The organism is Clostridium sp. AM27-28, assembly GCF_003480955.1.
In the GTDB taxonomy this organism is placed as follows: domain Bacteria; phylum Bacillota; class Clostridia; order Lachnospirales; family Lachnospiraceae; genus Otoolea; species Otoolea fessa.
On the sequence record NZ_QUJT01000006.1, the window covers coordinates 173229 to 199498 of the forward strand.

Consider the following 26270-nt stretch of genomic DNA (forward strand, 5'->3'; position numbering starts at 1 on the left):
TTCGGAAAAGATAATGGAACAGTTTACGAACTGTATTGCTGAAGCATATATGTCTGGAGCAGGCGATGGATCAGCAAATTCATTACGGCAAATATCAGAGCAGTTCAGCATTACCTTAATGAAGACACGTAAAATATTAATTACGGCGGGTGTGTATCATACTGAGCTTAGTGAGCAGGTTATTTCATTAAGAGAAAATGGAAAAAATATTTCAGAGATTATGCAGGAGACTGGTTTGAGCAGATCTTCGGTTCATTCCTATTTGCCGTATACAAAAATGATATACAATGCGGATGAATTAAGCCTGTATGCAGAGAGGTGTAGATTGTACCGGAAAAGAAAACAGGCTGTTGAAAAACTGCATTGCTGCATCGGTAAATCATATGAATTACTGGAAAATCATTTATGGGAGACGTTAAAATTGTTTTCAGGCTATTCTTTTACGACTGTAAAGGGATTAAGATTTCATTATACGGTCAATGGAAATGAAATCCTGATTGACCGGAAAAAGAAATCAATAACCAGAAGCAGTGTAAATATTGCTCTGAAAGAAACGATGGAGATGAAGAGAAATGTAAACGGACCGAAGAAATTAAAGGTTTTTGGAGCGAGTTATCTGTACCCGATATTTTTACGGTTTGATCTGATCAAAACTGAAAGGGAATAGAATGGATATTTACCAGATATGGACAACGTATAATAAAAAGTGGTCAAAATATGAGATATTGGCATTCAGCGTATTGCTGCTTTTGACAGTTATTGTGGTAGCAGGATGTGTATGTAGAAAAAAGATTAATACAATGCAGGCAATGGCTGTTGTGATGATGGTAATATTTCTTGGAATTGTGTTTGGATCTACGGTATTTACTAGGACAAGTACTGTTCGCCAGTATGAATTGGTACCGTTCTGGTCATGGAAGGCAATTTTTAAATACAAAGACTGGGAATTGCTAAAAGAAAATTTATTGAACTGTATATTGCTGCTTCCTGCCGGAGCATTGTTACCAATAATTGCAAATCATAAAGTGAAATGGTGTCGAGCATTATTGTTTGGAGTTCTGGTATCGGCAGTAATAGAAACCAGTCAGTTGGTATTTATGCGTGGATTATTCGAATGGGATGATATGATTCATAATGGACTTGGGTGTATGATCGGAAGCATGATAATCAATTTTTTTATGAAAAATAAAATCAGGGATTGACGAACGTATGTTCTGATAGTATAATCATAAATGTCAGAAGGAAAAAGGAGGTCAGCACTGATCCTTTGGATAGAATCTATATGGTAAGCAACAGTCAAGTACTGTTTCGGGATGGCTTATCAGAAACTCATCAGCGGTTTTCTTTCCCTTATCCGTTTGAGTGATATTATATTGCTTGGAGGACTGGAGATGAGAGCAGATTTGAAAAAGATTGGCGAACAAAAGAGAACAGATTTAGTGGGACAGACAGAGAGAGCATTATACTTACTGGATGTAATCAGTACAATCACAGACCGGGGGAATAATGCAGAAGTGAGACGCAAGAAGGACGGAACTTTAACTGTATACGAAGTAAAAAAGAATATTGTGACCGTTTAATAAATTGGTATTAAGCGAAGGACTAATAGGAGTCAGAAACATTTACAAAGAGAAGTGAATGTTCCTGGCTCCTTTTTTATAAGCTAAGAATGTGGATTTTTCAGAATGCTTGATAACATTCGATCATCATTATGACGAATGTGGTATGTCCGTTCTAATTCGGATACATTACATAATTTAGCGATGGATTCTGCATAAACAGAAAAGTCTAAATCAGTAGTTAATGCTGATTTATCAATTGAGTAGTGGTCTTTTGCAATATTTAAATGATTTTGTAGATTGACTTTAAAGGCCGGATCAATATCAGTTCTGTTAAGAAACTCATCTATTTGGGTTTTTTTAATAATAATTCTGTTGTTTTGCAATCTTAGAATACCCTGAATAAGTTCTTGAGTAGCAGAATCTATGGTAGGATACGATTATACATTTTTTGATAAAAACTATTTGGAACTGGATGGCGGGATTTACGATGATCCGGATATTTCTATCTCAGAAGCGGTAGATGAGATTTTGCAGGAGGAAGGCTTTTCACTAAAGGATGCGGAAGTGACTGACTATGAGGCATCGAAAAACTTTATAAAGCATCTAAAGGGACGTCTAAAATCAAATTGGTCAGGACTGTGATTGGAACTGTAAAAAGGATAATCAAGGGGTCGATTTAATAGATTAGCCATGATTTATCTCCCATTAGATGATTTAACTGAATCAGTAAAATGTGGAGGAATAGTATGTCTAGTTGCACTGATGAGCGAAATGCTCAGATTTTAATTCAAGTTTTAAAAGCACATGGTATAAAAAAAGTGATTGCTAGTCCGGGAACTACAAATGCGTGTTTAGTGTCAAGCATGCAAAGCGATCCATTTTTTGAAATTTATTCTGCACCAGAGGAGAGATCGGGTGCTTACATGGCATGTGGAATGGCGGCAGAAAGTGGTGAACCGGTTGTGTTGAGCTGCACTGGAGCAACAGCTTCGAGAAACTATATGCCGGCATTAACAGAGGCTTTCTACAGAAAGCTCCCAATTTTGACTGTTACTTCGTCTCGAAGGAATGCATATATAGGGCATAATTGCGATCAGGTTACTGATAGAACGGTTTTGCCTAATGATGTGGCAAAAATTAGCGTACAAATGCCTATTGTATTAGATGATGTTTCGGAATGGAATTGTACTATTAATGCCAATAAGGCGGTTTTAGAATTATATCATCGAGGTGGAGGACCGGCACATATTAATTTGGAGACTACTTATAGCAAAAAAAAAGTAACAGATATTCAACCAGTAAGAATTATTAGACGATTCATGAAATATGATGAGTTACCTAATATTACAACACAGCGAGTTTGTATATTTGTAGGCGCACATGTAGAAATGGATGATAAATTGGAGAGGGCAATTTCAGAGTTTTGTAAAAAATACAATGGAATTGTTCTGTGCGATCATACAAGCAATTATCGAGGAGAGTATAGAGCATTTTGCAATATCGTAGCCAATCAATACTATTGGAAATCGACAATTCAAAATGTTGAGTTAATGGTACATATTGGTGACATTTCATCTTCTGACTATAAAATACAGGCAAAAGAAGTATGGCGTGTTAATCCTGACGGTGAAATAAGAGATACATTTCAAAAACTATATAATGTTTTTGAAATGAAAGAAGTCGAATTCTTTGAATATTATAATAAGAAAAAGAAAGATTATAGTAATAATGAATTGTTGATAGCTTATCGTCAAGAAGAAAAAGAAATTCTTAGCAGGATGCCAGAATTGCCGTTTTCTAATATTTGGATTGCAACAGATGAATATGCATTGGCAAAAGCGAGACAGGAAAATATTCTTTTGACCACTAATAAAAAGAATTGGACAATCATACGGCCTTATAAAACATATAATAATAATCGCCTTCAGTTGGGAATGTATGAAAAGGAAGAATGGCTTTATAGACTTATGATGGGAAAAACATTAGTGTTTCCAACTGAGTTAAAAAAAAGAAAAACTACACTTACTTGCCCTGATGAATTCCAGCGAAACAAAACTATTGATAACACGATATATCGTATGAAGCTAGTACAACGTAAAACGCAAACAGTATGAGGGGAAAGTGAATGATGAAAGGAAGGCTTTAAGGCGGTTCACGAGTATCTGGTGAATGGCGGAAAGTCCTGCATGGCAGGTTTTGTTTTGAAGAATACCTTGTCTGATAATGGCGGTGTGACGCGTGGTGTCTGCAAGATGGACGGGCAGAGCAATCTGACGGAAGTGGTGGAGACGAAAAATATTGTGAAGACGGAAAATGGAGCGGAAACGGATGGCGTTTCTATTGATACGGATTCACTGGTTTCCATGAATATGTGGGGGCTGACGCCGGATTTCCTGGATGTGCTGGAAGCTGGTTTTAAGGAGTTTTTTGAGAAGGAAGTGCCGCAGAATCCTATCTGATTCCTATCTTTATTGGTGAACTGCTGAAGCAGGGGAGAATCTCTGTGAAGGTGCTGAAAACGAATGATATCTGGTATGGCATGACTTATAAGGAGGATGTTGGCGCGGTAAGGGAAAGTTTTAGGAAGATGTTGGAGGATGGGGTGTATAAGGCGGAGCTGTTTGAGAACTTGTGATATACTGGAGAGCTGCCGCATTTTGGTGCGGCAGCCTTGCTTATTTAGGGGAAAAGGGAAATTATGGATTGCTCTGGAATTTAAGCAATTCCTGTGGAATTCGGTTTAAAGTAGCTGCCAAAAAAGACCCCATACCGATTGCCACAGTGGAGACAGATATATTGACTGCGGTCTCACCGAAGAGAAAACCTAACAGAAGGTAAAAGCCAAACGCAACAACACCTTGAAGCAAGGCATGGAAGCGACCGCAGGTGTATTATTATTTTTTATTGGGTGTATATGAAACGGTTGTGTGGATTCAGGCGTATTTTTCGCGGGAGTCGGGTTCCAGAACGGGGATTGACTGGCAGCTGTTTGAGACATGGGGCAGAACCTGGCAGTCCAGGGCATATATGGTTGAGAATGTGATTATGTTTCTTCCGCTTGGAGTTTTGTTGCCGTTGGCAGAAAGGCGGTGTGCCAAATGGTGGAAAATGCTTTTGATCAGTATGCTGTTGTCGATGATGATCGAGGGGATGCAGCTTGTGACAGAAAGAGGATATTGCCAGCTGGACGATGTAGTTATGAATACATTGGGCGGTTGTCTGGGATATGGGGGGATGCGGATAATCGATGCGGTGCATCGCCGTTTGCATCATTCATAGAGGGCTGCGGTATTTGTTTCAAGGTTATGGCAAATTCATATCTTTGGGGAAGGCAATACGAGAACAACAGCAGTGTTCTTCATCAAATATTTGCCTGATACCATTTAAGGCGAAAGCGTGGCTGGATTTAAAAGAACGCAAGTTGAATGGAGATCAGGTTGACAGCAAAAATATAAAGAAACATAAAAACGATGAGTTCCGATTAGCACTATTAATCACAGCCAATGGGCTGCACACTCAGCGCAAGAAGTATTGAGAATTTGCTGGCAGTCGGCTATAATGAGATCGAGAACATATGCGTGCAGAGGGGGCGATGAATAGTCATCGACTGTGTGCATAAATAGGATTCATTTTGGGGGTTTTATGGGGGCTGAAAGCAAAACGAGGATGACAGAGGGAAGTATCTCTAAGAAGATTATTTTATTTGCCATACCATTGTTTCTGGGGAATCTGTTTCAGCAGCTGTATAATACAGCGGATTCCCTGATTGTAGGTAATTATCTTGGCAGCAATGCGCTGGCAGCAGTCAGTTCGTCAGGAAACCTGATTTTCCTGATGGTAGGTTTTATTAACGGTATTGCCATGGGAGCCGGTGTGGTAATTGCCAGGTATTATGGGGCGAAAAACAAGGATTATCTCCAGAGAGCGATTCATACAACCACAGCCTTCGGTCTGGTGGCCGGAATCACACTGACGGCTGCGGGAATGTATCTGGCACCGAAGATTCTGGTACTGATGGGAACACCGGCAGATGTACTTCCGGAATCGATTGTATATTTTCAAACCTATTTTGCAGGTTCTCTGGGTGTAGTCATGTACAATATTTTCGTGGGAATCCTGCAGTCGGTGGGGGACGGCCGCCATCCGCTGCTCTATCTGATTATTTCCTCCTGTGTGAATGTGGTGCTGGATATCTTCTTTATCGCAGGACTTGGCATGGGAGTGGGATCGGCAGCCCTGGCAACGGCTATATCCCAGTTTGTCAGCGCGATTCTCTGTATGGTGCATCTGATGCGGGTGAAGGAAGATTACCGGCTGGAGCTTAGGAAGATTCGTTTTGACAGACATATGCTGAGGCAGATTATTCAGAATGGTGTACCTTCCGGTTTCCAGAACTCAGTCATTGCCATAGCCAACGTGTTTGTACAGTCCAACATCAATGCATTCGGTAAAATGGCCATGGCAGGCTGCGGAGCTTATTCTAAGGTAGAAGGTTTTGCCTTCCTGCCGGTGACCTGCTTTACCATGGCGATAACTACCTTTGTGGGACAGAATCTTGGGGCAAAGCAGTATGACAGAGCAAAGAAAGGTGCGAAGTTCGGTATCCTCTGCTCCATCTCCATTGCAGAACTGATTGGTATCACCATATATACGGCGGCACCGGTGCTGATTGCAGCATTCAACCGTGATCCGGATGTGATACAATATGGGGTAATGCAGGCCAGAACCATTGCGTTGTTTTATTGTTTATTGGCATTTACTCACTGTATCGCGGCTGTACTCCGGGGTTCCGGCAATGCTGCCGTGCCCATGATCGTTCTGCTCTGTGTATGGTGTCTGTTCCGTGTCAGCTACATTACACTGGCAGTGCGTCTGATTCCGGATATCCGGGTTATATTCTGGGCATACCCACTGACCTGGAGCATCAGCTCCGTGATTTTCCTGTTTTTGTTTTTAAGGGGAAATTGGGTGCATGGATTTGAGAAAAAAGTGACAGGGAGGGAACCAGATTAATGAATTATGCAGAATGTTTAGAACTGGCAAGAGGAAAAATGGGCAATTACTGTAAGGCCTGTCCGGAATGCAACGGAAGAGCCTGCAAGAATCAGATGCCGGGTCCGGGAGCCAAAGGAATCGGAGATACGGCGATTCGGAATTATGACAAATGGAAGGACATCCGTGTCCAGATGGATACACTGGTGGAGAAACGTCCCATCGATACCTCTCTTTCGTTGTTTGGAAAGAATTTTCAGTATCCTTTTTTTGCAGGTCCGGTGGGAGCCGTGAATATGCATTACGGCGATTCACTGAATGATGTTTCTTACAATGATATATTAGTTTCTTCCTGCGCAGAGTTTGGAATTGCTGCTTTTACAGGAGACGGAATGGACAGCAATATGATGGTGGCAGCCACGGAAGCCATCAAAAAGGCAGGGGGACTGGGAATTCCTACAGTGAAGCCATGGAATGTGGCGATGATTCGTGAAAAGATGGCGCTTGTCAAGGATGCAGGTGCTTTCGCGGCTGCCATGGATATTGATGCGGCAGGTCTTCCATTTTTGAAAAATTTCAATCCGCCGGCCGGAAGTAAATCAGTGGAGGAGCTTCGTGAGATCGTGAAGGCAGCAGGAGTCCCTTTTATTGTAAAGGGTATTATGACGGTAAAAGGCGCTTTGAAGGCTAAAGAGGCCGGTGCAGCAGCTATCGTGGTATCTAACCATGGAGGAAGAGTCCTGGACCAGTGTCCGGCAACGGCAGAGGTTCTGGAAGAAATAGCAGAAGCAGTGGACGGTTCCATGAAAATCTTCGTGGATGGCGGAATCCGTTCCGGTACCGATGTATTTAAGGCATTGGCACTGGGGGCAGATGCGGTTATCATAGCCAGACCTTTCGTCACAGCTGTCTATGGCGGAGGCCGAGAAGGGGTCGAAGCTTATATTCAGAAGATCGGAAGTGAGCTTGCAGATACCATGGCTATGTGCGGAGTATCTTCCCTTGCTGAAATCACCCGCGACTGTGTGAGAGTGTAAAAAAGTAAACTATCAAATATAGCAAAAATTAGTAGAAAGGGTGAGTGATATGCGTTTTAATCGTGTATTTGTAATCGTACTGGATTCCCTTGGAATCGGGCCCATGGCGGATTCAGCCAGATTTGATGATGCCGGTGCGGATACGCTGGGGCACATCTCAGAAACAGTGGAACATCTGGATATTCCGAATCTGCAGAGATTGGGACTTGCCAATCTCAAGGCCCTTAAGCAGGTTAAGCCGACAGAACATCCGGAAGGATATTTCATGGCGATGAATGAGGCGAGCAATGGTAAGGATACCATGACCGGTCATTGGGAGATGATGGGCATTCGGACAGATAAGCCATTTATCACATTTACAGAGCATGGCTTTCCCAAGGAACTGATTGACGAACTGGAAAAGCGCTGCGGCAGAAAGATAATCGGCAATAAGGCAGCCAGCGGAACGGAGATTCTGGAGGAGCTGGGTGAACAGGAAGTGAATGAAGGAAAGCTGATTGTCTATACATCAGCGGATTCTGTGCTTCAGATCTGTGGCAATGAGGAAACCATGGGACTTGAGACCTTGTATCATTACTGTGAGATTGCCAGAGAACTGACTATGCGGGATGAGTGGAGAGTTGGCCGTGTTATCGCAAGACCCTATGTGGGCAAAAAGCGCGGCGAATTCAAACGGACAAGTAACCGCCATGATTATGCTTTGAAACCCACCGGACCGACGGCGCTGAATGCCCTGAAGGATGCCGGATATGATGTGATTTCTGTTGGAAAGATTAACGATATCTTTGTGGGAGAAGGGATAACAGAAAGCAATCATTCCGACAGCAGCGTGCATGGCATGCAGCAGACCATCGATATCGCAAAGCGGGATTTCAAGGGACTTTGCTTTACCAATCTGGTAGATTTTGATGCGTTATGGGGACATCGCAGAAATCCAGTGGGATACGGGGAAGAGATCGAAAAATTTGATAAAAAGCTGGGAGAGCTTCTGCCGCTGCTCCGTGAGGACGATCTGCTGATTCTGACGGCGGATCATGGAAATGATCCAACCTACAAGGGAACGGATCATACGAGAGAGCAGGTCCCGTTTATTGCGTATTCACCATCGGATACGGAAAGTGGGAAGCTTGATACCAGTGACACCTTTGCTGTCATCGGTGCGACTATTGCGGACAATTTCGGTGTCAAGATGCCGGAGGGAACCATCGGAACTTCTATTCTGGATCAGATAAAATAAATGACATTGGACTTGAAGTTAAAAACAGAAAGGCGGCGATTATATGGTTGATTATACAGAAGGAACGGGAAAACAGTACCACACAGGAATCGGTCCGGAGGATATCGGCGGATATGTCATCATGCCGGGGGACCCCAAGCGATGCAAGAAGATAGCAGAACATTTTGAAAATCCGGTGTTAGTTGCGGATAATCGTGAATATACCACATATACGGGAACCATCGATGGGGTAAAAGTCAGTGTGACGTCAACCGGCATCGGTGGTCCGTCAGCGGCTATCGCTATCGAGGAGTTATCCAAGTGCGGAGCCCATACTTTTCTGCGTGTGGGCACCTGTGGCGGTATGCAGGAGGATGTACTGGGCGGAGATATCGTAGTTGCAAGCGGAGCTATCCGCATGGAAGGAACCAGCAGAGAGTACGCTCCCATTGAGTACCCGGCTGTTCCCCATGTGGATGTTATGAATGCCATGATCCGTGCAGCGAAGAATCTGAAGTTCCGCTGTCATGCGGGCGTTGTACAGTCGAAGGATTCCTTCTTTGGACAGCATGAGCCGGAGGTGATGCCGGTCAGCTACGAGCTTGAAAATAAGTGGCAGGCGTGGCTTCGGATGGGATGCCTGGCATCGGAGATGGAGTCAGCAGCACTGTTTATCGCAGGCAGCTTCCTTCGGGTGCGTGTAGGTGCCTGCTTCCTGGTTCTGGCTAATCAGGAGCGAGCGAAAAAAGGTCTGTCCAATGAACAGGCCCATGATACAGAGGCAGCGATCCGGACAGCAGTGGAAGCCATCCGTATCTTGATTCAGGAGGATGCGAAGAATGAATAATGAGAGGATAGAAACACTCATCGAGGAAGCATTCGCAGCACGGAAAATGGCCTATACACCCTATTCTCATTTTCAGGTGGGGGCGGCTCTGCTGACTGAAAAAGGCGGGATTTACCGTGGCTGCAATATTGAAAATGCGGCCTATACACCGACAAACTGCGCGGAACGCACTGCCTTTTTTAAGGCAGTCAGTGAGGGTGAACGCAGCTTCACAGCGATTGCAGTTGTGGGAGGCCCGGAAGGAGCTTCGGAATTTGACTGGTGTGCGCCCTGTGGCGTGTGTCGTCAGGTGATGAAGGAATTCTGCCATGAGGATGCGTTTCAGATCATTCTGGCACGTTCGGTGAAGGAATATAAGGTCTATACACTGGCGGAGCTTCTACCGATGGGATTCGGACCGGATAATTTGCAGTAGGAATGCCGATTGCCTCATAAAGCTGGTATGCAGGTGTCAAAGACCCGCGCACTGTAATCTTACAGTTTCATTAATATAACTTAATATATTGGAACACCTTTTGACATTGCAAAAAAAACAGGGTACACTGTATGACAGGCGGGGATGGATTCACCATTTCCGCCTGTATTCAGAAGAAAAAGCGGACGCAGGTCCGATGAAAAATAGAAAAAGTGTGGGGAGTTTGGACGGATGGCTCAGAAAGAGTGGAAACGGGAAGAAATGAAACAGAATCAGGGAAGAACAGAGCAGAACCAGAGAAAAAAGGTTCAGAAAAAGACAGGGTATAGGGCAGTGCTGGCGGCCTCGATGTTTTTGATTGCTGCTTCGGCAGCCCTGTCAGCGTGCCAAAAATCACCGGCGGCTGAGACAACAGCGCAGACACAGGCGGCAGAGGAAACGGAGGGCGCGGTCAGCACGGCGCTCGGAGCGGCGGATCGGGTGCTGGAGGAGAATGGCATGCTGTACCTCAAATACCGCACGGAGATCCGTTCCCTTTCGAAGGAGACAGGCGAGATGAAGACGCTCTGCCAGTTTGACACAGGAGATGAAAACAGCACCTTCTGGGTCTACGGAGGCGGGCTGTATTTTGACCGGATACAGGCGGAGAGTGGCAGCACACAGGGCACGGAGCTTTATGGGCTGTACCGGCTGGATTTGGAGAGTGGTGTGGAAGAGCATTTAGCGGATCTGACGGATCAGCCGTCGGTGCTCTATGCGTCAAAGAACCGCCTGTATGTCAAGGGTTATAACATGAATGTCATTTATACGCTCGATGAGAATGGCAAAACAGCGGGAGAGTTGTCACCGTCAGACACGATCTACGGGGAGATTCCGGCAGGCTGCAGCGAGCTGTTTAATGGGATTCTTCCATATTATACGGAACAGTTTGGGTATATGCCGGTGCAGAATGAAACCTGCCTGGTGATTGCGGATGTGGACGGCAGCCATCCGAGGGAGATTTCGGATATTACGAATACATCGTCGGTGCTGTTTGCGAAGGACGCATTTTTTGCCCTGCTTCGGGATGGCAATGGAAATACGCAGTGTTACCGCTATGAGGTCTCTGACCCGGAGAAACGGACGCTTTTATATGAGACGGCGGAAAATATCAGCCTGGTGCAGTATCAGGACGGATATTTGTACCTGATGGAAAATCAGGCGTCCCAGATCAGCACGGGAAAGTATTCGTTTAAGCGGATTGCGGCGGATGCTAAGGCAGATGCAGCGGCAAATGCCGCCGAGGCGCAGAATGCGCTTTTTACGGTCGAGGAAGAGCCGGGCATGACGAATGATTTTTCTATGTATGGTAATTTTTATGTGACGGGAAATCAGGCATACTGCCAGCAGTTTAAGGATTACGGCGTTTATCTGGGCGAAAAAACGCTGGATGATGCGGCAGGCGGGGAAGTGACGTTGTTAGAGCCGGTTCTGTTCCAGTCTCCGATCCGGGAGCTGGGGCATGTCGAGGCGCAGTCGGAGACGTTAAAGAGTGCGGATGGAAGCCGGGAGCTGGGAAGTGTGTACGCAGAACGGCTGCTATTTGACGGAGAGGGCGATGCGGTCGAGGCGATGAACCAGACGATGCAGGAGCTGCAGGCGTCGGTTCTGTCGGCGGCGCGGACGGATTCCATGAATCTTGATACGGAGATGAGCATCGATACAGCGGAAACGGACAGATCGGAGGAAGAGGTACTTCCGCAGGAGGCGGATGCAGCGCAGCCGATCTATTCGATGGCTCTTACGATCGACGGAGATGACGCGATTACGTATCTGGATGATCATTATGTCTGCGTCCGTGCGGATGGATACGAATATACGGGCGGCGCACACGGAACGCCGTTCCGCCAGTATTTTGTCTTTGACCGGGAAACGGGGGCACGCCTGTCTTTGAGCGATGTGGTTGAGAATCCGGTGGAGGAGCTGCAGGCGAAGGTTGGTGCGGCATTCCGGGAGCTGGCGGAAAAGACAAATTTTGCCTTTGAATCACCGGAGGATCTGGAACATACGGTGGCAGACGGCATCAGCTACGAATCGCCGTTTTATCTGAGCGAGACGGGCGTGGTTTTCTATTATGCGCCGTATGAGATTGCATCGTATGCGGAAGGATTCCCGGAGGTAACAATTCCGTACAGCGAGTTGGAAATGCGGATTGCGCTTAGCAAGTAGGAATTTTCTGAACTGAAAATTCCGTACGAAGTATTGAAGGCAGCAGATTTTGCCGATTTGGAATGCGAAGCATCGGCAAAATCCAGTTGCAGTTTGCACAAAGTGTGAACTGCAACAAATGCGGATTGCCCTTAAGTAGAGATCTTGAAGTTGAGAAAAAAATCGCTTATAATACTCCATAGAAAAATAGTGTCGAACGAATCTGAAAGAATGGCACAGGATGAGGAGGAAACAGCATGAAGACAGTTGTTAAGGAAAATGCGAACGGCGGTAAAGGACAGGTAGTTGTAAAATACATTCTGGATGACAATGAGTTAAATGCAAAATGTAAGATGTTTGCCGAGGTAACGATCGCACCGGGATGTTCCCTGGGCTATCATGAGCACCACGGCGAGAGCGAGACGTATTATATCATCAAGGGACAGGGCGAGTACGATGATAATGGAACGAAACGTCCGGTTACCGTCGGCGATAAGACCTTCACGCCGGATGGCTGTGGTCATGGCATTGCCAATACCGGAGATGAAGATCTGGTCTTTATGGCATTGATCCAGCTGGATTAAGAGTGAAGAACAAAACAGAAAAAGGTAACTGTTCACAGTAACCAAAAAAGGCGCTGGCACGGGAAGTGGTTCGATGTGTCGGCGCTTTTTGCCATATATGTCCGGAAAATGTCTATATGTTTAAGCGGAAAAAATTGGAAATCAAAAAAACAGTGGCTCAAAGAAAGAAAAAGGAGGTGTGCCTGCGTGAAACTATTTCATCTTTCTGATCTGCATATCGGGAAAATGTTAAATGGCTATAGCCTGCGCGAGAGCCAGAAGAATGCGTTTTTGCAGATACTTAAATATGCGGAGGAAGAGAAGCCGGATGCGATTCTGATATGCGGGGATATTTATGATAAATCGGTCCCGGCGGGGGAAGCGTATACGCTTTTTGACTGGTTTCTGACCGAGCTATCCGGGCGCTGTCCGGGAACGGAGATCCTGATCATTGCGGGAAATCACGATTCACCGGAGCGGCTGGCGTATGGCGCATCGTTTCTGGCACGCCACCGGATCCATATCGCGGCGCTGCCGCCGGCAGATCGGACGGAGTATTTAAAGCAGGTCACACTTACAGATGAGTGGGGACCGGTTCATTTTTATCTGGTACCGTTTATCCGTCCGGGTCATGTGCGCCATTTGTTTGACACCAATGGTTATACCGATGCATTCCAGAAACTCCTGGCGCGGGAGACGATCCGGAAGCAGGAGCGCAATGTGGTTCTGGCGCACCAGTTTTTTGTCTGGAACGGTCAGAATCCGGAAACCTGCGATTCGGAGACGGCGGTGCTGACCTCCGGAGGATTGGATGCGATCGATGCGTCGGTGCTGGAACCGTTTGAATATGCGGCGTTAGGGCATATCCATGGGGCACAGAAGGTAGGGCAGGAGCGGTTTTGCTATTGTGGGACGCCGTACAAATATTCGATCAGTGAAGAACACCATCAGAAGGGGATCACGGTGGTGAAACTGGGAGAAAAAGGAAGTGAGCCTCAGATCTGCCGTCTGCCGATTCTCTGCCATCCCGATGTAAAGCGCGTGCGGGGGACACTGGAAGAACTCAAGCTGCTTTCAGATACGATGGAAAAGATGCCGGATGGAAGCGGACGCGCGGACGCGTATGTGAGCGTGGTCCTGACGGACGAAAAAGAAATGTACGATTTCCGGGAACGCCTGGAGGAGTTATTTGCGCATATTTTGGAGATCCGAGTGGACAATGAGAGGACGCGGAAACGACTGGAGGAAGAACCGGAGGAAAAAGGGGCGGTAACGCCGTTTCAGGCATTTGCCTCTTTTTATGAGGCGGTGCGCCACTGCCCGATGACAGAGGAACAGGAGACGATTCTGGCGCGCATGGTGGAAGAGGCAGAGGAGGAGGAACGCGTATGAAACCGAAGCTGCTTACAATGTCGGCGTTTGGCTCTTATGGGGGCGTGACGCAGATTGATTTCGAACGGGCGGGGACGGGATTGTTCCTGATCACGGGCGATACGGGGGCAGGCAAAACGACGATCTTTGACGCGATCTCGTTTGCGCTCTACGGGGCGGCGAGCGGCGCCGGGAGAGAGGGCGCGATGCTTCGCAGCCAGTATGCACCGGAGGACGCGGAGACCTGGGTGGAACTGACGTTTGAGGATAAGGGGCAGGATTATACGATCCGCCGCAGTCCGGCATACACGCGCCTCAGCAAGCGGAAAAATAAGGACGGCGCATATACGGCGACGAGTGTGGCGCCGAAAGCGTCTCTGCTTTTGCCGGATGGAAGTGAGATGTCCGGCCGGATCCGTGAGATCGATGAGAAGATCCGGGCGATCGTGGGCGTGGACCGCGATCAGTTTTCGCAGATCACGATGATCGCGCAGGGCGAATACATCCGTCTGCTCCATGCATCCTCCAAAGAAAGAAAAGAGATATTTTCGCGCATTTTCCATACCGGGATCTACGGTAGAATCCAGCAGAAGCTGCGGGAGGCAGATCGGACGCTGTATGGAAGGCTGGAGGATAACAAGACCCGGTGCGAGGAAGTCATCCGGCAGGTGACGGTTCCCAGGACGGAGGAGGCGGTAGCTTCGGAGTGGGAAGAAAGATGGCAGTCTTTGAAAGAGCGGTACCGGACAAATGGAGCGGAACTGCTTGCATTTCTGCATCATTTGTCGGAGGAAAGCCGGAGGCTCGAGGAAGAGACGGGGAGACTGGAAGAGAATGCAATCCAGAAGCTTGCTGCCGGACAGAACCATCTGGAGCTTGTGAAAAAGGAAAAACGGGTACTGGAAGAAAAGAGCCGTTTGGAAGCATTTGGACGGGAGATGGAGGCTAGGCGCCGGGAAGCTGCCGCAGCCTATGAGAGCCGGAAACCGGAGCTGGAGGATCAGATCCGGCGGATGCAGGATGCGCTTCCGCTCTATGCGGAGCAGGAGAAAAAACGGCAGGCATATGAAACTTTGGAACATCAGCGGACGGCTCTGACCCAAAACCTGAAAAAAATGCAGAATCAGCTGGAAACGTGCCGTACACAGGAAGAAATACTTCGAAACCAGGAGCGGGAGGCGGTAGAGGCGCGCGCTGCCCTGGCAGAATGCCGGGGACGGCGGGAGCAGATGGAACGGCGCCAGGCGGTTTTGCAGGAGTTAGGGAAATGCTGTGAAGCGGAGCGGACATGGAGAAAGTCACTAGAAAAACGCCAGGAAAAATTTCAGGCAGCCGCGCGGGCGTACCAGCAGTCAGATCAGTTGTATCAGGACGCGTCCTGCCGCTTTCTGGCGATGCAGGCGGGACTTCTGGCGGCAGAGCTGCAGGAAGGAAAACCGTGCCCGGTCTGTGGCTCGCTGGAACACCCGGCTCCCTGCCGTCTGGAGACAGAGCCGATCCGGGAGGAACAGGTGGAAGCGCTGCGTGCCGGGCGGGATGATGCCGATCAGAAGCAGAGGACAGCCGCTGAGGCGTGCCAGGAGGCGCAGATCTCGCTGGAACATGAGAGCAGACGGCGGATAGAGATCCAGGGAAAACTGTACGGCCAAAATCAGGACAGCCCGGCAGCCCAGTCGGATGTGGATGCTCTGGAGAAGGAGCTCCGGCAGATGGCACAAGAAATCCGGCGATGCAGGCAGGCGGAAACCACTTATACTGACCGGATTGCCATGGAAGAAACGATCCGGCAGAAACGGGAGGCGAACGGAGCCGGACAGAAGAAGCTGGAAGCTGCGCTGGAGCTTAAAAGAAGTGAGGTGCAGCAGGCGGCGATCGAGAGCCAGACGAGACGTAATGAGCTGGAGGAACTCTCGAAGCGGCTGGAGTGGAAAGACAGCCGGACACTCCAGGTGGAGCTTGAGAAGCGCAGCCGGGAGCTGGAAACACTTGCAGAGGCGGTGACAGCGGCTGATAAGAAAGCACAGGAGTGCCGGGAAAAATGCAGGGAGCTGGAGGGAAGCTTATCTTCGCTCCGGGAACATATGGAAGCAGATTCGGAAACAGATCCGGAAGAAAAAATCCAGCAGGCGATCCGGCACTGGGAAGAGGAAAAAACCCGCTGGTCGCGGCTTCACCGGGAACATATGTCGGTGCGGACGCGCAACGAGGATGCATATGCGGCACTTCGGGTGTATCTGCAGGAACGGGAGCAGCTTGACCGGGAAAAACAGCAGATCAGCGAGCTTTACCAGACGGCGGACGGAAAACTGAGCGGCGCGGCGCGGATCGATTTCCAGACGTATGTACAGCGCCAGTATTTCCGCCAGATGATACAGGCAGCTAACCGCCGCCTGCGCCGGATGACGAAAGGAACCTTTGAACTTCAATGCCGCGGTCTGGCCGATCTGGGAAAACAGGGAGAAGTGGGACTTGACCTGGATGTTTACAGCTTTGTGACTGACCGGGTCCGGGACGTCAAAACGCTGTCCGGTGGAGAATCCTTTCTGGCGGCGCTTGCGATGGCGCTCGGCATGGCGGATGTCATCCAGAATGCGGCAGGCAGCGTGAAGGTGGATGCGATGTTCATTGATGAGGGATTTGGTTCCCTGGATGAGGAATCACGGACGCGGGCGGTTCAGGTGCTGCAGGAGCTGTCCGGAGGAAGACGCTTGATCGGCATCATTTCCCACGTGACGGAGCTGAAAGAGGAGATGGGACACAAGCTGGTGGTAAAAAAAGGAAATGGTGGAAGCCAGGTGCATTGGGAGATAGAAGATTAGTAGGACGGCGCAGAGCCGTTGTGTGACGAAAGAAAAGAGGCTATTTACATATGACAATCGTAATTCCAGGAATGGTGACGATATCGCTCTTATCTCTGTTTTACTGCAGTATGCTGCCGGAGACGGGGCGGAAGGCGAGAATGCAGGCATTTGAGCGGCAATATATCGCCCACCGGGGATTTCATGACAACCGGGGTGAATGTCCGGAAAATTCGCTCCCGGCGTTTGAACGCGCGATCCAGATGGGATATGGGATCGAGCTGGATGTACAGCTGACAAAAGACGGGGTTCCGGTCGTATTTCACGACTGGGATCTGAAACGGGCGGCGGGCGTTGACCGGAAGATACGCGACTGTACCTTTGAAGAGCTGCAAAGCTATCGTTTGTTTGGTTCATCCCAGACGATACCAGCCTTTGAGACAGTGCTTGAGCTGGCGGATGGACGCACACCGCTTATCATCGAGCTGAAAGCGGAGATTGTCCACCGGGAGCTGTGCGAGAAATGCGCGGCGCTTTTAGACCGTTATCCAGGTGAGTACTGCATCGAATCGTTCAGTCCGCTGGCACTCGGCTGGTTTAAGCGCCATCGTCCGAATGTTTTGCGCGGACAGCTTGCGACCAATCACCGCGGCGAGGGATTGAAAACGCCGGTCATTGTGCGGGAGATGCTTACATACTGCATGCTAAACGGATTTTGCAGACCGGATTTCATTGCGTACAACTGCCAGTTCAGCAACACGCTTCCGGTGGAAATGCTGCGTTATTTCTACAAATGTAAGATGGCGGCGTGGACGATCAAAAACCAGGGCGAATTAAACCGGCACCGGAAACAGTTTGATGTTTTTATTTTTGACAGTTTCGAGCCGGATCAATTCGTGAATTTCAACAAAAAACATCCTAAAAGATAGTGAGAAAGTCCTAAATTATGCTGGAAAAGTTGATTTTCTATGAAAATCTGCTATAATGGCTAGGACAATTTAATAATGAGAGATTATTACGAATTCGAGAGGACAAAGATATGAAAAAGAAACAGCTTCTTTCAGGCGTAATGGCACTTTTGTTATCTGCTTCACTCTGTGCATGCGGAGGCAGCAAGACAGCAGAAGGCACCTCAGAAGCAGCTGGCGAGTCCAGCGAAGCAGAGACCAGTAATACTCTTTCAGAAGGAACACCAGTACCAGGCGGCAGCGTTGTGTATGGCATGACGCAGGACCTGGCTAGTCTTGACCCCCATGTAGATACGGACGCAGGAACTAGAGACGTGGTTTTCAATTTGTACGAAGGGCTTGTAAAGCCTACTTCCGATGGCGGATTTATTCCGGCTGTTGCCAGCGATTATACCATTTCCGATGATGCAAAGACTTATACTTTCACATTGAGAGATGGCGTCACATTCCATGACGGCACATCGGTTACCATCGAAGATGTCAAATATTCCATCGATCGTTATGCGGAGATTCAGGGTGAATCCTCCGCTTTTTCTTCGCTTGTAGATAGTGTAGAGGTGCAGGATGACAAGACACTGGTTGTAAACCTGAAAGAAAGTTATTCAGAGTTTCTTCCGATGATGACGATTGCCATCATTCCGAAGTCCAACGAGGACCCGGCAGGCAATCCGATCGGTACCGGTCCATTCAAATATGTTTCCTACACACCGGGTCAGAACCTGGAGCTGGAAAAATATGACGGCTACTGGCAGGAGGGCGTTCCGAGCCTGGACAGCGTGGAATTTAAATTTATTGCCGATGTGGACACCGCATTTGTAGAGCTGCAGGCTGGCACCATCGACATTCTGAAATATTTAACCGCCGCACAGGCGGAGACGTTGGGCGATGAAGATTACAACATCGTACAGGGAAGCATGAACCTCGTCCATGCGATGTACTTAAACAGCGCTTACGAGCCGCTTTCCAAGACAGAGGTGCGTCAGGCGCTCTGCTATGCGGTAGACCGCGATGCGATCAACAACTTTATTTTCGGCGGAAAGAGCCACATCATCGGCTCCCATATGATCCCGGCAATGTCGAAATACTATGAGCCGGAAGCAGAGACTGTATACAGCTATGATCCGGAGAAGGCAAAAGAGCTTCTGGCAGATGCCGGATACGCAGATGGCTTTGATCTGGAAATTACTGTTCCGAGCTCATACAGCCAGCACGTAGACAGCGCGCAGATCATCGCAGACGAGCTGTCCCAGGTCGGCGTCAACGTGACCTTAAATCAGGTTGAGTGGAGCACTTGGCTGCAGGATGTATACAAGGGAGGCAATTTCCAGGCGACTGTCATCGGTTTTGACGGAACGCTGGCACCAAGCGACTGGCTCAAGAAATATGTGACAGACGATGCGAAGAACTTCATGCATTACTCCAACACTGAGTACGACGATGTATTTAATACAGCATACACAACCGTTGATGACGATGTAAAAGTAGAAAACTACAAGAAGGCGCAGATGATCCTGGCAGAGGATGCGGCAGCCGTTTACATCGAAGATCCAGCGAACCTCGTAGCAGTCAGCAAGAAGTTTGGCGGCTACACCTTCTACCCGACGGCAGCAGAGGATATGTCCCTGTTATATCAGGTAGAGCAGTAAAATATACAGTTACAATCCAGCAAATTCCTGCTGCTACCACGTTTTCTCACGGCATTTTCGGTTCCAAAAGTGCCTGCCCGTGAACAGTAACCAGGAAATAACAACAGAATAAGAAGCGGTAAACGCAGGAGGGAATTATGAAATTCTTTATAAAAAAACTGATAACTCTCATTATCACATTGTTGGTCATATCCTTCCTGACGTTTACCGCTTTTTCTGTGATTCCGGGCGATGCGGCACTTTCCAGGCTGGGAAAGGACGCGACGGAAGAGCAGTTAGAGCGGGCGCGGGATGAGATGGGATTAAACGATCCACTTCTGGAGCGGTATGGAAGATGGGTGACCGATGCGATGCAGGGGGATTTCGGGGAGTCCTACCGGTATGAGGGAACCTCAGTCCGCTCCCTTCTGGCACAGCGGCTTCCGGTCACGGTGCTTCTGGCAGTCATTTCCCTGCTCATCATCACGGTGATTTCAGTTCCGCTCGGAATCCTGAGTGCCCGGTTTGCCGGGAAATGGGTCGATACGCTGACGAACTGCCTGACGCAGATTCTGATGGCGGTGCCGTCATTCTTTCTCGGCATGATCCTGACATACGTGTTTGGACTGATTCTTCATATGTTCCAGCCGGGTAAATTTATCGAACCGTCGGAAAATTTCGGAAAGTCTGCACAGTACCTTTTATTTCCGGCGCTCGCGGTGGCGCTGCCGAAGATTGCGATGGTGGTGAAATTCCTGCGAAGCTCGATTCTGACCGAGATGAACCGGGAATACGTGCGGACTGCCTACAGCCGCGGCAATACGGAAACGGCGGTATTGTACGGGCATGTGCTGAAAAATGCGATGATTCCGGTTGTGACGTTCTTTGCGATGGTAATTGCGGAGATCCTTGCCGGCAGCATCGTGGCGGAGCAGGTGTTCAGCGTGCCGGGAATCGGAAGACTTCTGATCAGCTCGATCTCCAACCGCGATTATCCGGTTGTGCAGGCGATCGTGCTGTATATCACATCGGTGGTCGTACTTATCAATTTTGCGGTTGATATGATTTATCAGGTTTTGGATCCGAGAGTCCGGACGGCGGAAGAATAGAGGGAAGACGAATGAAACGAAAGAATTATAATCTGATGATAGGGGGCGCGATCACGCTGTTCTTTCTGGCAGTTGCCCTGATCGGACAGTTCTGGACGCCGTATGGGACGACGACGATGGACTCCATGGCAGTCAATCTGGCGCCGTGTGCAGCACACCCGCTGGGAACGGACAACTTCGGGCGCGATATTTTGAGCCGTGTGATGGCGGGAAGCGGCAGCACCTTTTTTGTGGCAGTCTGCACGGTTCTGATCGGGTGTGTGTTTGGCACGATCGTCGGTGCGCTGACCGGCTATTTCGGCGGCTTTTTCGATAACCTGATCATGCGTTTCAATGATATCCTTTTATCGTTTCCGAGCATTCTTCTGGCGCTTATCTTCATCAGCCTGACGAAGCCGGGAAGCTACAACATCATTCTGGCGCTGGGAATCCTTTTTATCCCGAGTTTTGCCCGGATCGTCCGCAGTGAGGTGATCCGGTGCCGGGAACTGGATTTTGTCAAGAGTGCGCGGATCCTTGGCGCAGGGCATATCCGGATTATTTTCGCCCATATTCTGCCGAATGCGGCGGTCAGCCTTTTGACGGCGGCGGCGATTGGATTTAACAATGCGGTGCTGGCTGAGGCGAGTATGAGTTATCTGGGACTGGGAATCCAGCCGCCGGAGCCGAGTCTCGGGAGAATGCTTTACGAAGCGCAGTCGTACCTGTTCAATGCGCCGTGGTACGCGATCGGACCGGGCGTGACGATCATCCTGATTATTCTGGGATTCAGCATGGTGAGCGAGGGGCTGCGCTCGATGCAGCAGTAAGGAGGCGAAAAGATGGAACCATTGGTTGAGATAAAAAATCTGTCGATCCGTTTTCCAGAAGGAAATTCGACCTTTGAGGCAGTCAAGGGCATCAGCTTTTCGATCGGAAAAGGCGAGATCGTCGGAGTAGTCGGCGAGTCAGGGTCAGGAAAATCCATGAGTGCGCTTGCGCTGATGGGGCTGCTTCCGAAGGACGCCGAGATTGCCTCCGGATCGCTCTGTTTTCAGGGAGAAGATCTGGTGACCATGAAACCGGAAAAGCGAAGACAGCTATGCGGCAGCAAAATGGCGATGGTCTTTCAGGAGCCGATGACCTCCTTAAATCCGGTATTGAAAATCGAACGGCAGGTCGGGGAAAGCCTGCGGATCCATACGAAACTCGGAAATGCTGAGATCCATGAACGGGTCGTGCAGGCACTCTCAGAAGTCGGTCTGCCGGACCCGGAGGGGCTGTGCGGTAAATACCCGCATGAACTTTCCGGCGGCATGCGCCAGCGTGTGATGATCGCGCAGGCGATGATCAATTCTCCGAGTCTTCTGATTGCGGATGAGCCGACGACAGCGTTAGACTGTGTCGTTCAGGCACAGATCCTGGAGCTTCTGCGGAATATCCACCGGACCAAGGGAACGTCGATTCTCTTTATTTCCCATGATCTGAATGTTGTGCGTGCGCTCTGCAGCCGTGTGATCGTGGTTTATAAGGGCGAGATCGTGGAAGAAGGGCAGACGGAAGACGTCCTTCTGCATCCGAAGCATGAATATACGCGCCATCTGGTGGCGTCGATTCCGGAGGGAGAAAAAGGGGAAAGCTCCGGCGGGGAGATCCTGCGCCTGACGGATTTGAACGTATTTTACGATGTGCGTGGCGGTCTGTTCCGCAAAAAAGGAAAAAAACACGTAATTCACGATCTGAACCTGTCGGCAAGAGAGGGAGAGATTGTGGGGATCGTGGGCGAGAGCGGCTGCGGCAAATCGACGCTCAGCAAGACGATCCTGGGACTTCATGACAATTATACGGGTGAGGTGAAAGTGCGTGACGGCGTCCGTCCGCAGATGGTATTTCAGGATCCGGCGGGATCGCTCAACCCGGCGCGGACAATCGGATGGATTCTGGAAGAACCGCTGCGCCTGCGCGGCATCAGGGACCGCGCAGAGCGCAGGCAGCTAGTGAAGGAAATGCTTGAAAATGTCGGACTGGACGAGTCCTTTGCGGCGCGCCATCCGAGAGAGCTTTCTGGCGGTCAGAAACAGCGCATCAGCATCGGCGTGGCCCTTCTCATGGATCCGCGCCTGGTGATCGCGGATGAGCCTGTTTCGGCGCTTGATGTGACGGTCCAGTCCCAGATTTTGAACCTGCTTTTGAAGCTGCACGCCGAAAAGCAGATGACCATCCTCTTTATTTCCCACGATCTGAACGTCGTGCGCGGGCTCTGCAGCCGTGTCATGGTCATTTACAGGGGTGTGATTGTGGAAGAGGGTCTGGCAGAAGAGATCTATGAGCATCCGGCGCACCCGTACACGAAACTTCTGCTGGAAGCGGCGATCGGCGGGGATACAATGGAACTGGATGCGGAGGCAGGAAAGCAGAGTGCGGAGCCGGAGAGAGACAGCCGGATGGAAAAACCTGAGCGGGGACAGACGAAAGAGAACCTTTTGGAAAATCAGGAAAAAGAGCGGTCCGTCCAGAATGCACCAAAGAAGATAGCGGGCAGTGGGGAGAAGTGTATCTTTTATGAGCGATGTCCGAAGAGAAGAGAGGCGTGTGCCCATGTGCCGCTGTCACCGGAGGCAGTACAACTTTCAAGGACACACTGGGCGCGGTGTATTCAGATAGAAGCATAATCTGATAAGCTGAAATAGAGAAAAACGAAATAGCAGCCGAAAAAAGACAGACGGTTCAGCCTATGCCAGGGAAAGCGGCATGGCTCGAATCGTCTGTCAATGTTTTTTCCTGCGGTGGGAAATCAAAGTGCGCGGCTGCTCACTGGAAGAATCCTGCTGCCCCTGCTGTGCCTCACCGGAAAGCTGCAGCGGCTCCCGGCGGTGCCGGAGTGAATGGTAAAAAAGCCAGATCAGATCCACCAGGGCGATCAGAAACGCACATCCGGCTAATAGATGAAATACCTCATGCGTCAGGGCGGGATACGGCAGAGCGGATATGATATAAGGAGAAGTCATGTTCCGCAGGGAGCTCACCGTCCAGGAGAGACTGTCCGCCATCGTCTGGAGAAGCGATTCATAGGTATCCTCGTTCAGGCGGATCAAACGCCCGTTTAATGAAAGTGCTTTGCGTTCGGGCGGCTCTGGATAGCCGGAAGACGGATCGAGCAGATAGAAATGGCAGGTTCCATTTTCCAGAGAGTAATAATAATATCCGGTCTCTTTCTTTCCATCGTAGGCAGCGCATCCTGTATAATATAAGGAAGGAGCGTTCACCGAGACATAGGGCTGAGCCGGGTTATAAAAATCTTCAAACTTGCACTGGCTGTTTATCGGCCGCGGGGAGTGTGAATGTTCCCCGGCATTCTGCCACAGGAGCAGGATGGACGCGATCAGCACCAGCGCCGGAAGCCACATCTGCCGGCGGTAAAAACGGCGGCTTTTGATGGGGGAATGTTTTTGTTTTTCAGTCAAATTTTTCATACGCTCTAGTATAGTCAGTTCTGCGTGGAACGTCAAGAGTTAGTGTATACGACAAAATCCTGCTGCCACCACGTTTTCTTACGGCACTTTCGGTTCCAAAAGTGCCTACCTGTGAACAATTACTCCATTCCTGGTCATCTGCGCGTGCTTTTTCAATTATTCTTGCAAACAGGGCGAAAAATTGCTATGATGGGAGTGCTGGCATCGGAAGGAGATTGTGCAGTAGGGGAAAGCTTTCGGTGCATGGCAGTCATTTTTGCATCGGCAATATAGAAGGAGAGGCTAAATGGACGCTTACACGAGTTTTGCGGAAGTATATGATATGTTTATGGATAATATTCCCTATGAGGACTGGTGCGGGTACCTGACTTCTCTTTTAAAGGAATATGGGATCGACGACGGTCTGGTGCTGGATCTGGGATGCGGAACCGGCACGCTGACGGAGCTTCTGGCAAAGGAAGGCTATGATATGATCGGCGTGGATGTCTCGGAGGATATGCTGCAGGAAGCAATCGAAAAACGGGCAGAATCCGGGCTGCCAATTTTGTATTTATTGCAGGATATGCGTGAATTTGAATTGTACGGGACGGTCCGGGCGGTCGTGAGTATCTGCGATTCGCTGAATTATATTCTGGATTATGACGATCTGGCGCACGTATTTTCGCTGGTCAACAATTATCTGGATCCGAAGGGAATGTTCATTTTCGACCTGAACACGGAGGCAAAGTTTCAGGCAATGGGAAGTGAGACGATCGCGGAGGTGCGCGACGAGGGGAGCTTCATCTGGGAAAATGAGTATGATGAAGAGGAGAAAATTAACTCCTACGATTTGACGCTCTTTATCCGCGAGGAGGATGACTTATACCGCCGCTATCAGGAGACGCATTTTGAGCGCGCGTGGTCGTTGGACGAGATAAAAAAGGCGCTCACAGAGGCGGGCATGGAATTTGTGGCGGCGTATGACGCATTTACGAAGAATGCGCCGCGAAAAGAGAGCGACCGAATCTATGTGGTTGCGAGAGAACATGGAAAAGAGGTATAAATGATGGAAAAGATAAAAGCAGGTGAAATAACGGGACAGACCGGAGATTATATGCTCCGTGCGACGGCGGCGCATGGTCAGATCCGCGCATTTGCGGCGACTTCCCGTGATCTGGTGGAGAAAGCCAGACAGGCGCACAATACCAGCCCGGTGGCGACCGCAGCGCTGGGACGCCTGATGACGGCAGGGGTCATGATGGGATCGATGATGAAAGCGGACAGTGATCTTTTAACCATCCGGGTCGAGGGCGATGGTCCGATCGGCGGTCTGACGGTGACAGCTGATAAGAACGGCAATGTCAAGGGCTACGCGTTCCACCCGGAGGTAATGCTGCCGCCGAATGCGAAGGGCAAACTGGATGTGGGCGGTGCGCTGGGAGTCGGCGTCTTGAGCGTAATCCAGGATATCGGTTTGAAAGAGCCGTATGTGGGACAGACGATCCTGGTAACGGGTGAGATTGCGGAAGATCTGACTTATTACTATGCGACCTCCGAGCAGACTCCGTCCTCCGTGGCACTGGGCGTTCTGATGAATAAAGAAAATACGGTGCGCCAGGCAGGCGGATTTATCATCCAGCTGCTTCCGGGAGCAGAGGAAGCGACGATCGCGGCACTTGAAAAGACGATCGGTGAGCTGGAGCCGGTGACGACGATGTTAAATAAGGGAATGACCCCGGAGGACATTCTGGAGCTGATTTTAGGACAATTTGGTCTGGAGATTCTGGATAAGATGCCGATTCAGTTTACCTGCAACTGCACCAAGAGCCGTGTAGAAAAGGCGCTGATCAGCATCGGCGGCAAGGAGCTGCAGGAGATGATCGACGAGGGCAAGAGCATCGAAGTCAACTGCCAGTTCTGCAACAAGCACTATGAATTTAGTGTGGATGAGCTGAAAAAATTGTACGAGAAAGCTAAGAAGTAAAAAGAAATGAGATAATAGATATGGCTGCTGTGCGGAAAAAGGATATTTGGATATGTTCCGCATGGCAGGACAGAAAAAAAGGTAACTGTTCACACATGTGTGAGCAATTACGAAAAAAGGGGCTGTCGCACTAAGGTGCGGCAGCTTCGTGTTTTTATCCAACAC

Annotated in this window: 26 protein-coding genes; 25 read left to right on the top strand and 1 reads right to left on the bottom strand. The window is 49.2% G+C overall.

All coding sequences use genetic code 11. From position 1 onward, the window contains the following. The first annotated feature begins 13 nt into the window (after window positions 1-13). The 23 genes from DW720_RS15955 (at window position 14) to DW720_RS08700 (ending at window position 23341) form a co-directional block, all read left to right on the top strand. The gene (locus tag DW720_RS15955) at window positions 14-667 is read left to right on the top strand and encodes a helix-turn-helix domain-containing protein (RefSeq protein WP_242953416.1); all 654 of its coding nucleotides are present in this window, start codon (window positions 14-16) and stop codon (window positions 665-667) included. Window position 668: 1 nt separating this feature from the next. Next, window positions 669-1202 carry a VanZ family protein gene (locus tag DW720_RS08600; protein WP_101884380.1) on the top strand — a complete coding sequence of 178 codons (534 nt, stop codon included), beginning with the start codon at window positions 669-671 and terminating at the stop codon, window positions 1200-1202. A gap of 189 nt (window positions 1203-1391) precedes the next feature. Next, window positions 1392-1580 (top strand): hypothetical protein, encoded by a 189-nt coding sequence (locus DW720_RS08605; RefSeq protein ID WP_118749527.1) that lies wholly within the window; start codon window positions 1392-1394, stop codon window positions 1578-1580. A 405-nt stretch (window positions 1581-1985) separates the two neighbouring features. Then, window positions 1986-2204 (top strand): LPD16 domain-containing protein, encoded by a 219-nt coding sequence (locus DW720_RS08610; RefSeq protein WP_118749528.1) that lies wholly within the window; start codon window positions 1986-1988, stop codon window positions 2202-2204. Between the two features lie 104 nt (window positions 2205-2308). Beyond that, the gene (locus DW720_RS08615; protein ID WP_182436536.1) at window positions 2309-3676 is read left to right on the top strand and encodes a thiamine pyrophosphate-binding protein; all 1368 of its coding nucleotides are present in this window, start codon (window positions 2309-2311) and stop codon (window positions 3674-3676) included. Window positions 3677-3748: 72 nt separating this feature from the next. Then, window positions 3749-4021 (top strand): hypothetical protein, encoded by a 273-nt coding sequence (locus tag DW720_RS16200; protein ID WP_333493373.1) that lies wholly within the window; start codon window positions 3749-3751, stop codon window positions 4019-4021. A 44-nt stretch (window positions 4022-4065) separates the two neighbouring features. Continuing rightward, window positions 4066-4197, top strand: a complete 132-nt coding sequence (locus tag DW720_RS16205; RefSeq protein WP_333493374.1) for a nucleotidyltransferase — start codon at window positions 4066-4068, stop codon at window positions 4195-4197. A 251-nt stretch (window positions 4198-4448) separates the two neighbouring features. Continuing rightward, window positions 4449-4841, top strand: a complete 393-nt coding sequence (locus DW720_RS08625) for a VanZ family protein (protein WP_118749530.1) — start codon at window positions 4449-4451, stop codon at window positions 4839-4841. Window positions 4842-4880: 39 nt separating this feature from the next. After that, complete coding sequence (locus tag DW720_RS16210; protein ID WP_333489826.1) at window positions 4881-4949, top strand: hypothetical protein; 69 nt, start codon at window positions 4881-4883, stop codon at window positions 4947-4949. 255 nt (window positions 4950-5204) lie between these two features. Then, a complete protein-coding gene (locus DW720_RS08635; RefSeq protein ID WP_118749531.1) occupies window positions 5205-6575 on the top strand; it encodes an MATE family efflux transporter in 1371 nt (456 codons plus the stop codon). Beyond that, on the top strand, window positions 6575-7591 hold the full coding sequence (locus DW720_RS08640) for an alpha-hydroxy-acid oxidizing protein (protein ID WP_118749532.1): 1017 nt from the start codon (window positions 6575-6577) through the stop codon (window positions 7589-7591). The genes DW720_RS08635 and DW720_RS08640 overlap by 1 nt, the downstream gene beginning before the upstream one ends. A gap of 49 nt (window positions 7592-7640) precedes the next feature. Next, window positions 7641-8828 carry a phosphopentomutase gene (locus DW720_RS08645; protein ID WP_118749533.1) on the top strand — a complete coding sequence of 396 codons (1188 nt, stop codon included), beginning with the start codon at window positions 7641-7643 and terminating at the stop codon, window positions 8826-8828. A 43-nt stretch (window positions 8829-8871) separates the two neighbouring features. Beyond that, window positions 8872-9654, top strand: coding sequence for a uridine phosphorylase (gene udp / locus DW720_RS08650; protein WP_022359925.1), 783 nt, complete (start codon window positions 8872-8874; stop codon window positions 9652-9654). Beyond that, window positions 9647-10069, top strand: coding sequence for a cytidine deaminase (gene cdd, locus DW720_RS08655; protein ID WP_118293287.1), 423 nt, complete (start codon window positions 9647-9649; stop codon window positions 10067-10069). The genes udp and cdd overlap by 8 nt, the downstream gene beginning before the upstream one ends. Before the next feature lie 231 nt (window positions 10070-10300). Next, on the top strand, window positions 10301-12277 hold the full coding sequence (locus DW720_RS08660; RefSeq protein WP_118749534.1) for an RsiV family protein: 1977 nt from the start codon (window positions 10301-10303) through the stop codon (window positions 12275-12277). Between the two features lie 236 nt (window positions 12278-12513). Then, a complete protein-coding gene (locus DW720_RS08665; protein ID WP_107000176.1) occupies window positions 12514-12840 on the top strand; it encodes a cupin domain-containing protein in 327 nt (108 codons plus the stop codon). Between the two features lie 186 nt (window positions 12841-13026). Continuing rightward, window positions 13027-14211: an exonuclease SbcCD subunit D gene (locus DW720_RS08670; protein WP_118749535.1), complete on the top strand. Its 1185-nt coding sequence runs from the start codon at window positions 13027-13029 to the stop codon at window positions 14209-14211. Next, the gene (locus tag DW720_RS08675) at window positions 14208-17009 is read left to right on the top strand and encodes an SMC family ATPase (protein ID WP_107000174.1); all 2802 of its coding nucleotides are present in this window, start codon (window positions 14208-14210) and stop codon (window positions 17007-17009) included. The genes DW720_RS08670 and DW720_RS08675 overlap by 4 nt, the downstream gene beginning before the upstream one ends. A 50-nt stretch (window positions 17010-17059) precedes the next feature. Continuing rightward, entirely contained in the window at window positions 17060-17917 is an 858-nt protein-coding gene (locus DW720_RS08680; protein ID WP_118749536.1) for a glycerophosphodiester phosphodiesterase family protein, read from the top strand. A gap of 110 nt (window positions 17918-18027) precedes the next feature. Next, window positions 18028-19602, top strand: a complete 1575-nt coding sequence (locus DW720_RS08685) for an ABC transporter substrate-binding protein (protein WP_118749537.1) — start codon at window positions 18028-18030, stop codon at window positions 19600-19602. 137 nt (window positions 19603-19739) lie between these two features. Beyond that, a complete protein-coding gene (locus DW720_RS08690) occupies window positions 19740-20690 on the top strand; it encodes an ABC transporter permease (protein WP_022359791.1) in 951 nt (316 codons plus the stop codon). Window positions 20691-20701: 11 nt separating this feature from the next. Beyond that, window positions 20702-21499: an ABC transporter permease gene (locus DW720_RS08695; protein ID WP_107000170.1), complete on the top strand. Its 798-nt coding sequence runs from the start codon at window positions 20702-20704 to the stop codon at window positions 21497-21499. Window positions 21500-21511: 12 nt separating this feature from the next. Further along, entirely contained in the window at window positions 21512-23341 is a 1830-nt protein-coding gene (locus tag DW720_RS08700) for an ABC transporter ATP-binding protein (protein WP_118749538.1), read from the top strand. A 96-nt stretch (window positions 23342-23437) separates the two neighbouring features. Here the strand turns inward: DW720_RS08700 and DW720_RS08705 are convergent, their stop codons facing one another. Then, the gene (locus tag DW720_RS08705; RefSeq protein WP_118749539.1) at window positions 23438-24142 is read right to left on the bottom strand and encodes a hypothetical protein; all 705 of its coding nucleotides are present in this window, start codon (window positions 24140-24142) and stop codon (window positions 23438-23440) included. A gap of 286 nt (window positions 24143-24428) precedes the next feature. On the opposite strand from DW720_RS08705, the gene DW720_RS08710 reads away from it, so the two are divergent. Then, window positions 24429-25184, top strand: a complete 756-nt coding sequence (locus DW720_RS08710; protein WP_118749540.1) for a class I SAM-dependent methyltransferase — start codon at window positions 24429-24431, stop codon at window positions 25182-25184. After that, window positions 25185-26105 carry an Hsp33 family molecular chaperone HslO gene (gene hslO / locus DW720_RS08715; RefSeq protein WP_347560710.1) on the top strand — a complete coding sequence of 307 codons (921 nt, stop codon included), beginning with the start codon at window positions 25185-25187 and terminating at the stop codon, window positions 26103-26105. Window positions 26106-26270 lie beyond the last annotated feature (165 nt).

What these genes read in the sequence shown, in the direction of transcription:
- DW720_RS15955 (WP_242953416.1), top strand. Translation starts at nt 14, where the DNA reads ATGGAACAGTTTACGAACTGTATTGCTGAAGCATATATGTCTGGAGCA.
- DW720_RS08600 (WP_101884380.1), top strand. Translation starts at nt 669, where the DNA reads ATGGATATTTACCAGATATGGACAACGTATAATAAAAAGTGGTCAAAA.
- DW720_RS08605 (WP_118749527.1), top strand. Translation starts at nt 1,392, where the DNA reads ATGAGAGCAGATTTGAAAAAGATTGGCGAACAAAAGAGAACAGATTTA.
- DW720_RS08610 (WP_118749528.1), top strand. Translation starts at nt 1,986, where the DNA reads ATGGTAGGATACGATTATACATTTTTTGATAAAAACTATTTGGAACTG.
- DW720_RS08615 (WP_182436536.1), top strand. Translation starts at nt 2,309, where the DNA reads ATGTCTAGTTGCACTGATGAGCGAAATGCTCAGATTTTAATTCAAGTT.
- DW720_RS16200 (WP_333493373.1), top strand. Translation starts at nt 3,749, where the DNA reads ATGGCAGGTTTTGTTTTGAAGAATACCTTGTCTGATAATGGCGGTGTG.
- DW720_RS08635 (WP_118749531.1), top strand. Translation starts at nt 5,205, where the DNA reads ATGGGGGCTGAAAGCAAAACGAGGATGACAGAGGGAAGTATCTCTAAG.
- DW720_RS08640 (WP_118749532.1), top strand. Translation starts at nt 6,575, where the DNA reads ATGAATTATGCAGAATGTTTAGAACTGGCAAGAGGAAAAATGGGCAAT.
- DW720_RS08645 (WP_118749533.1), top strand. Translation starts at nt 7,641, where the DNA reads ATGCGTTTTAATCGTGTATTTGTAATCGTACTGGATTCCCTTGGAATC.
- udp (WP_022359925.1), top strand. Translation starts at nt 8,872, where the DNA reads ATGGTTGATTATACAGAAGGAACGGGAAAACAGTACCACACAGGAATC.
- cdd (WP_118293287.1), top strand. Translation starts at nt 9,647, where the DNA reads ATGAATAATGAGAGGATAGAAACACTCATCGAGGAAGCATTCGCAGCA.
- DW720_RS08660 (WP_118749534.1), top strand. Translation starts at nt 10,301, where the DNA reads ATGGCTCAGAAAGAGTGGAAACGGGAAGAAATGAAACAGAATCAGGGA.
- DW720_RS08665 (WP_107000176.1), top strand. Translation starts at nt 12,514, where the DNA reads ATGAAGACAGTTGTTAAGGAAAATGCGAACGGCGGTAAAGGACAGGTA.
- DW720_RS08675 (WP_107000174.1), top strand. Translation starts at nt 14,208, where the DNA reads ATGAAACCGAAGCTGCTTACAATGTCGGCGTTTGGCTCTTATGGGGGC.
- DW720_RS08680 (WP_118749536.1), top strand. Translation starts at nt 17,060, where the DNA reads ATGACAATCGTAATTCCAGGAATGGTGACGATATCGCTCTTATCTCTG.
- DW720_RS08685 (WP_118749537.1), top strand. Translation starts at nt 18,028, where the DNA reads ATGAAAAAGAAACAGCTTCTTTCAGGCGTAATGGCACTTTTGTTATCT.
- DW720_RS08690 (WP_022359791.1), top strand. Translation starts at nt 19,740, where the DNA reads ATGAAATTCTTTATAAAAAAACTGATAACTCTCATTATCACATTGTTG.
- DW720_RS08695 (WP_107000170.1), top strand. Translation starts at nt 20,702, where the DNA reads ATGAAACGAAAGAATTATAATCTGATGATAGGGGGCGCGATCACGCTG.
- DW720_RS08700 (WP_118749538.1), top strand. Translation starts at nt 21,512, where the DNA reads ATGGAACCATTGGTTGAGATAAAAAATCTGTCGATCCGTTTTCCAGAA.
- DW720_RS08705 (WP_118749539.1), bottom strand. Translation starts at nt 24,142, where the DNA reads ATGAAAAATTTGACTGAAAAACAAAAACATTCCCCCATCAAAAGCCGC.
- DW720_RS08710 (WP_118749540.1), top strand. Translation starts at nt 24,429, where the DNA reads ATGGACGCTTACACGAGTTTTGCGGAAGTATATGATATGTTTATGGAT.
- hslO (WP_347560710.1), top strand. Translation starts at nt 25,185, where the DNA reads ATGATGGAAAAGATAAAAGCAGGTGAAATAACGGGACAGACCGGAGAT.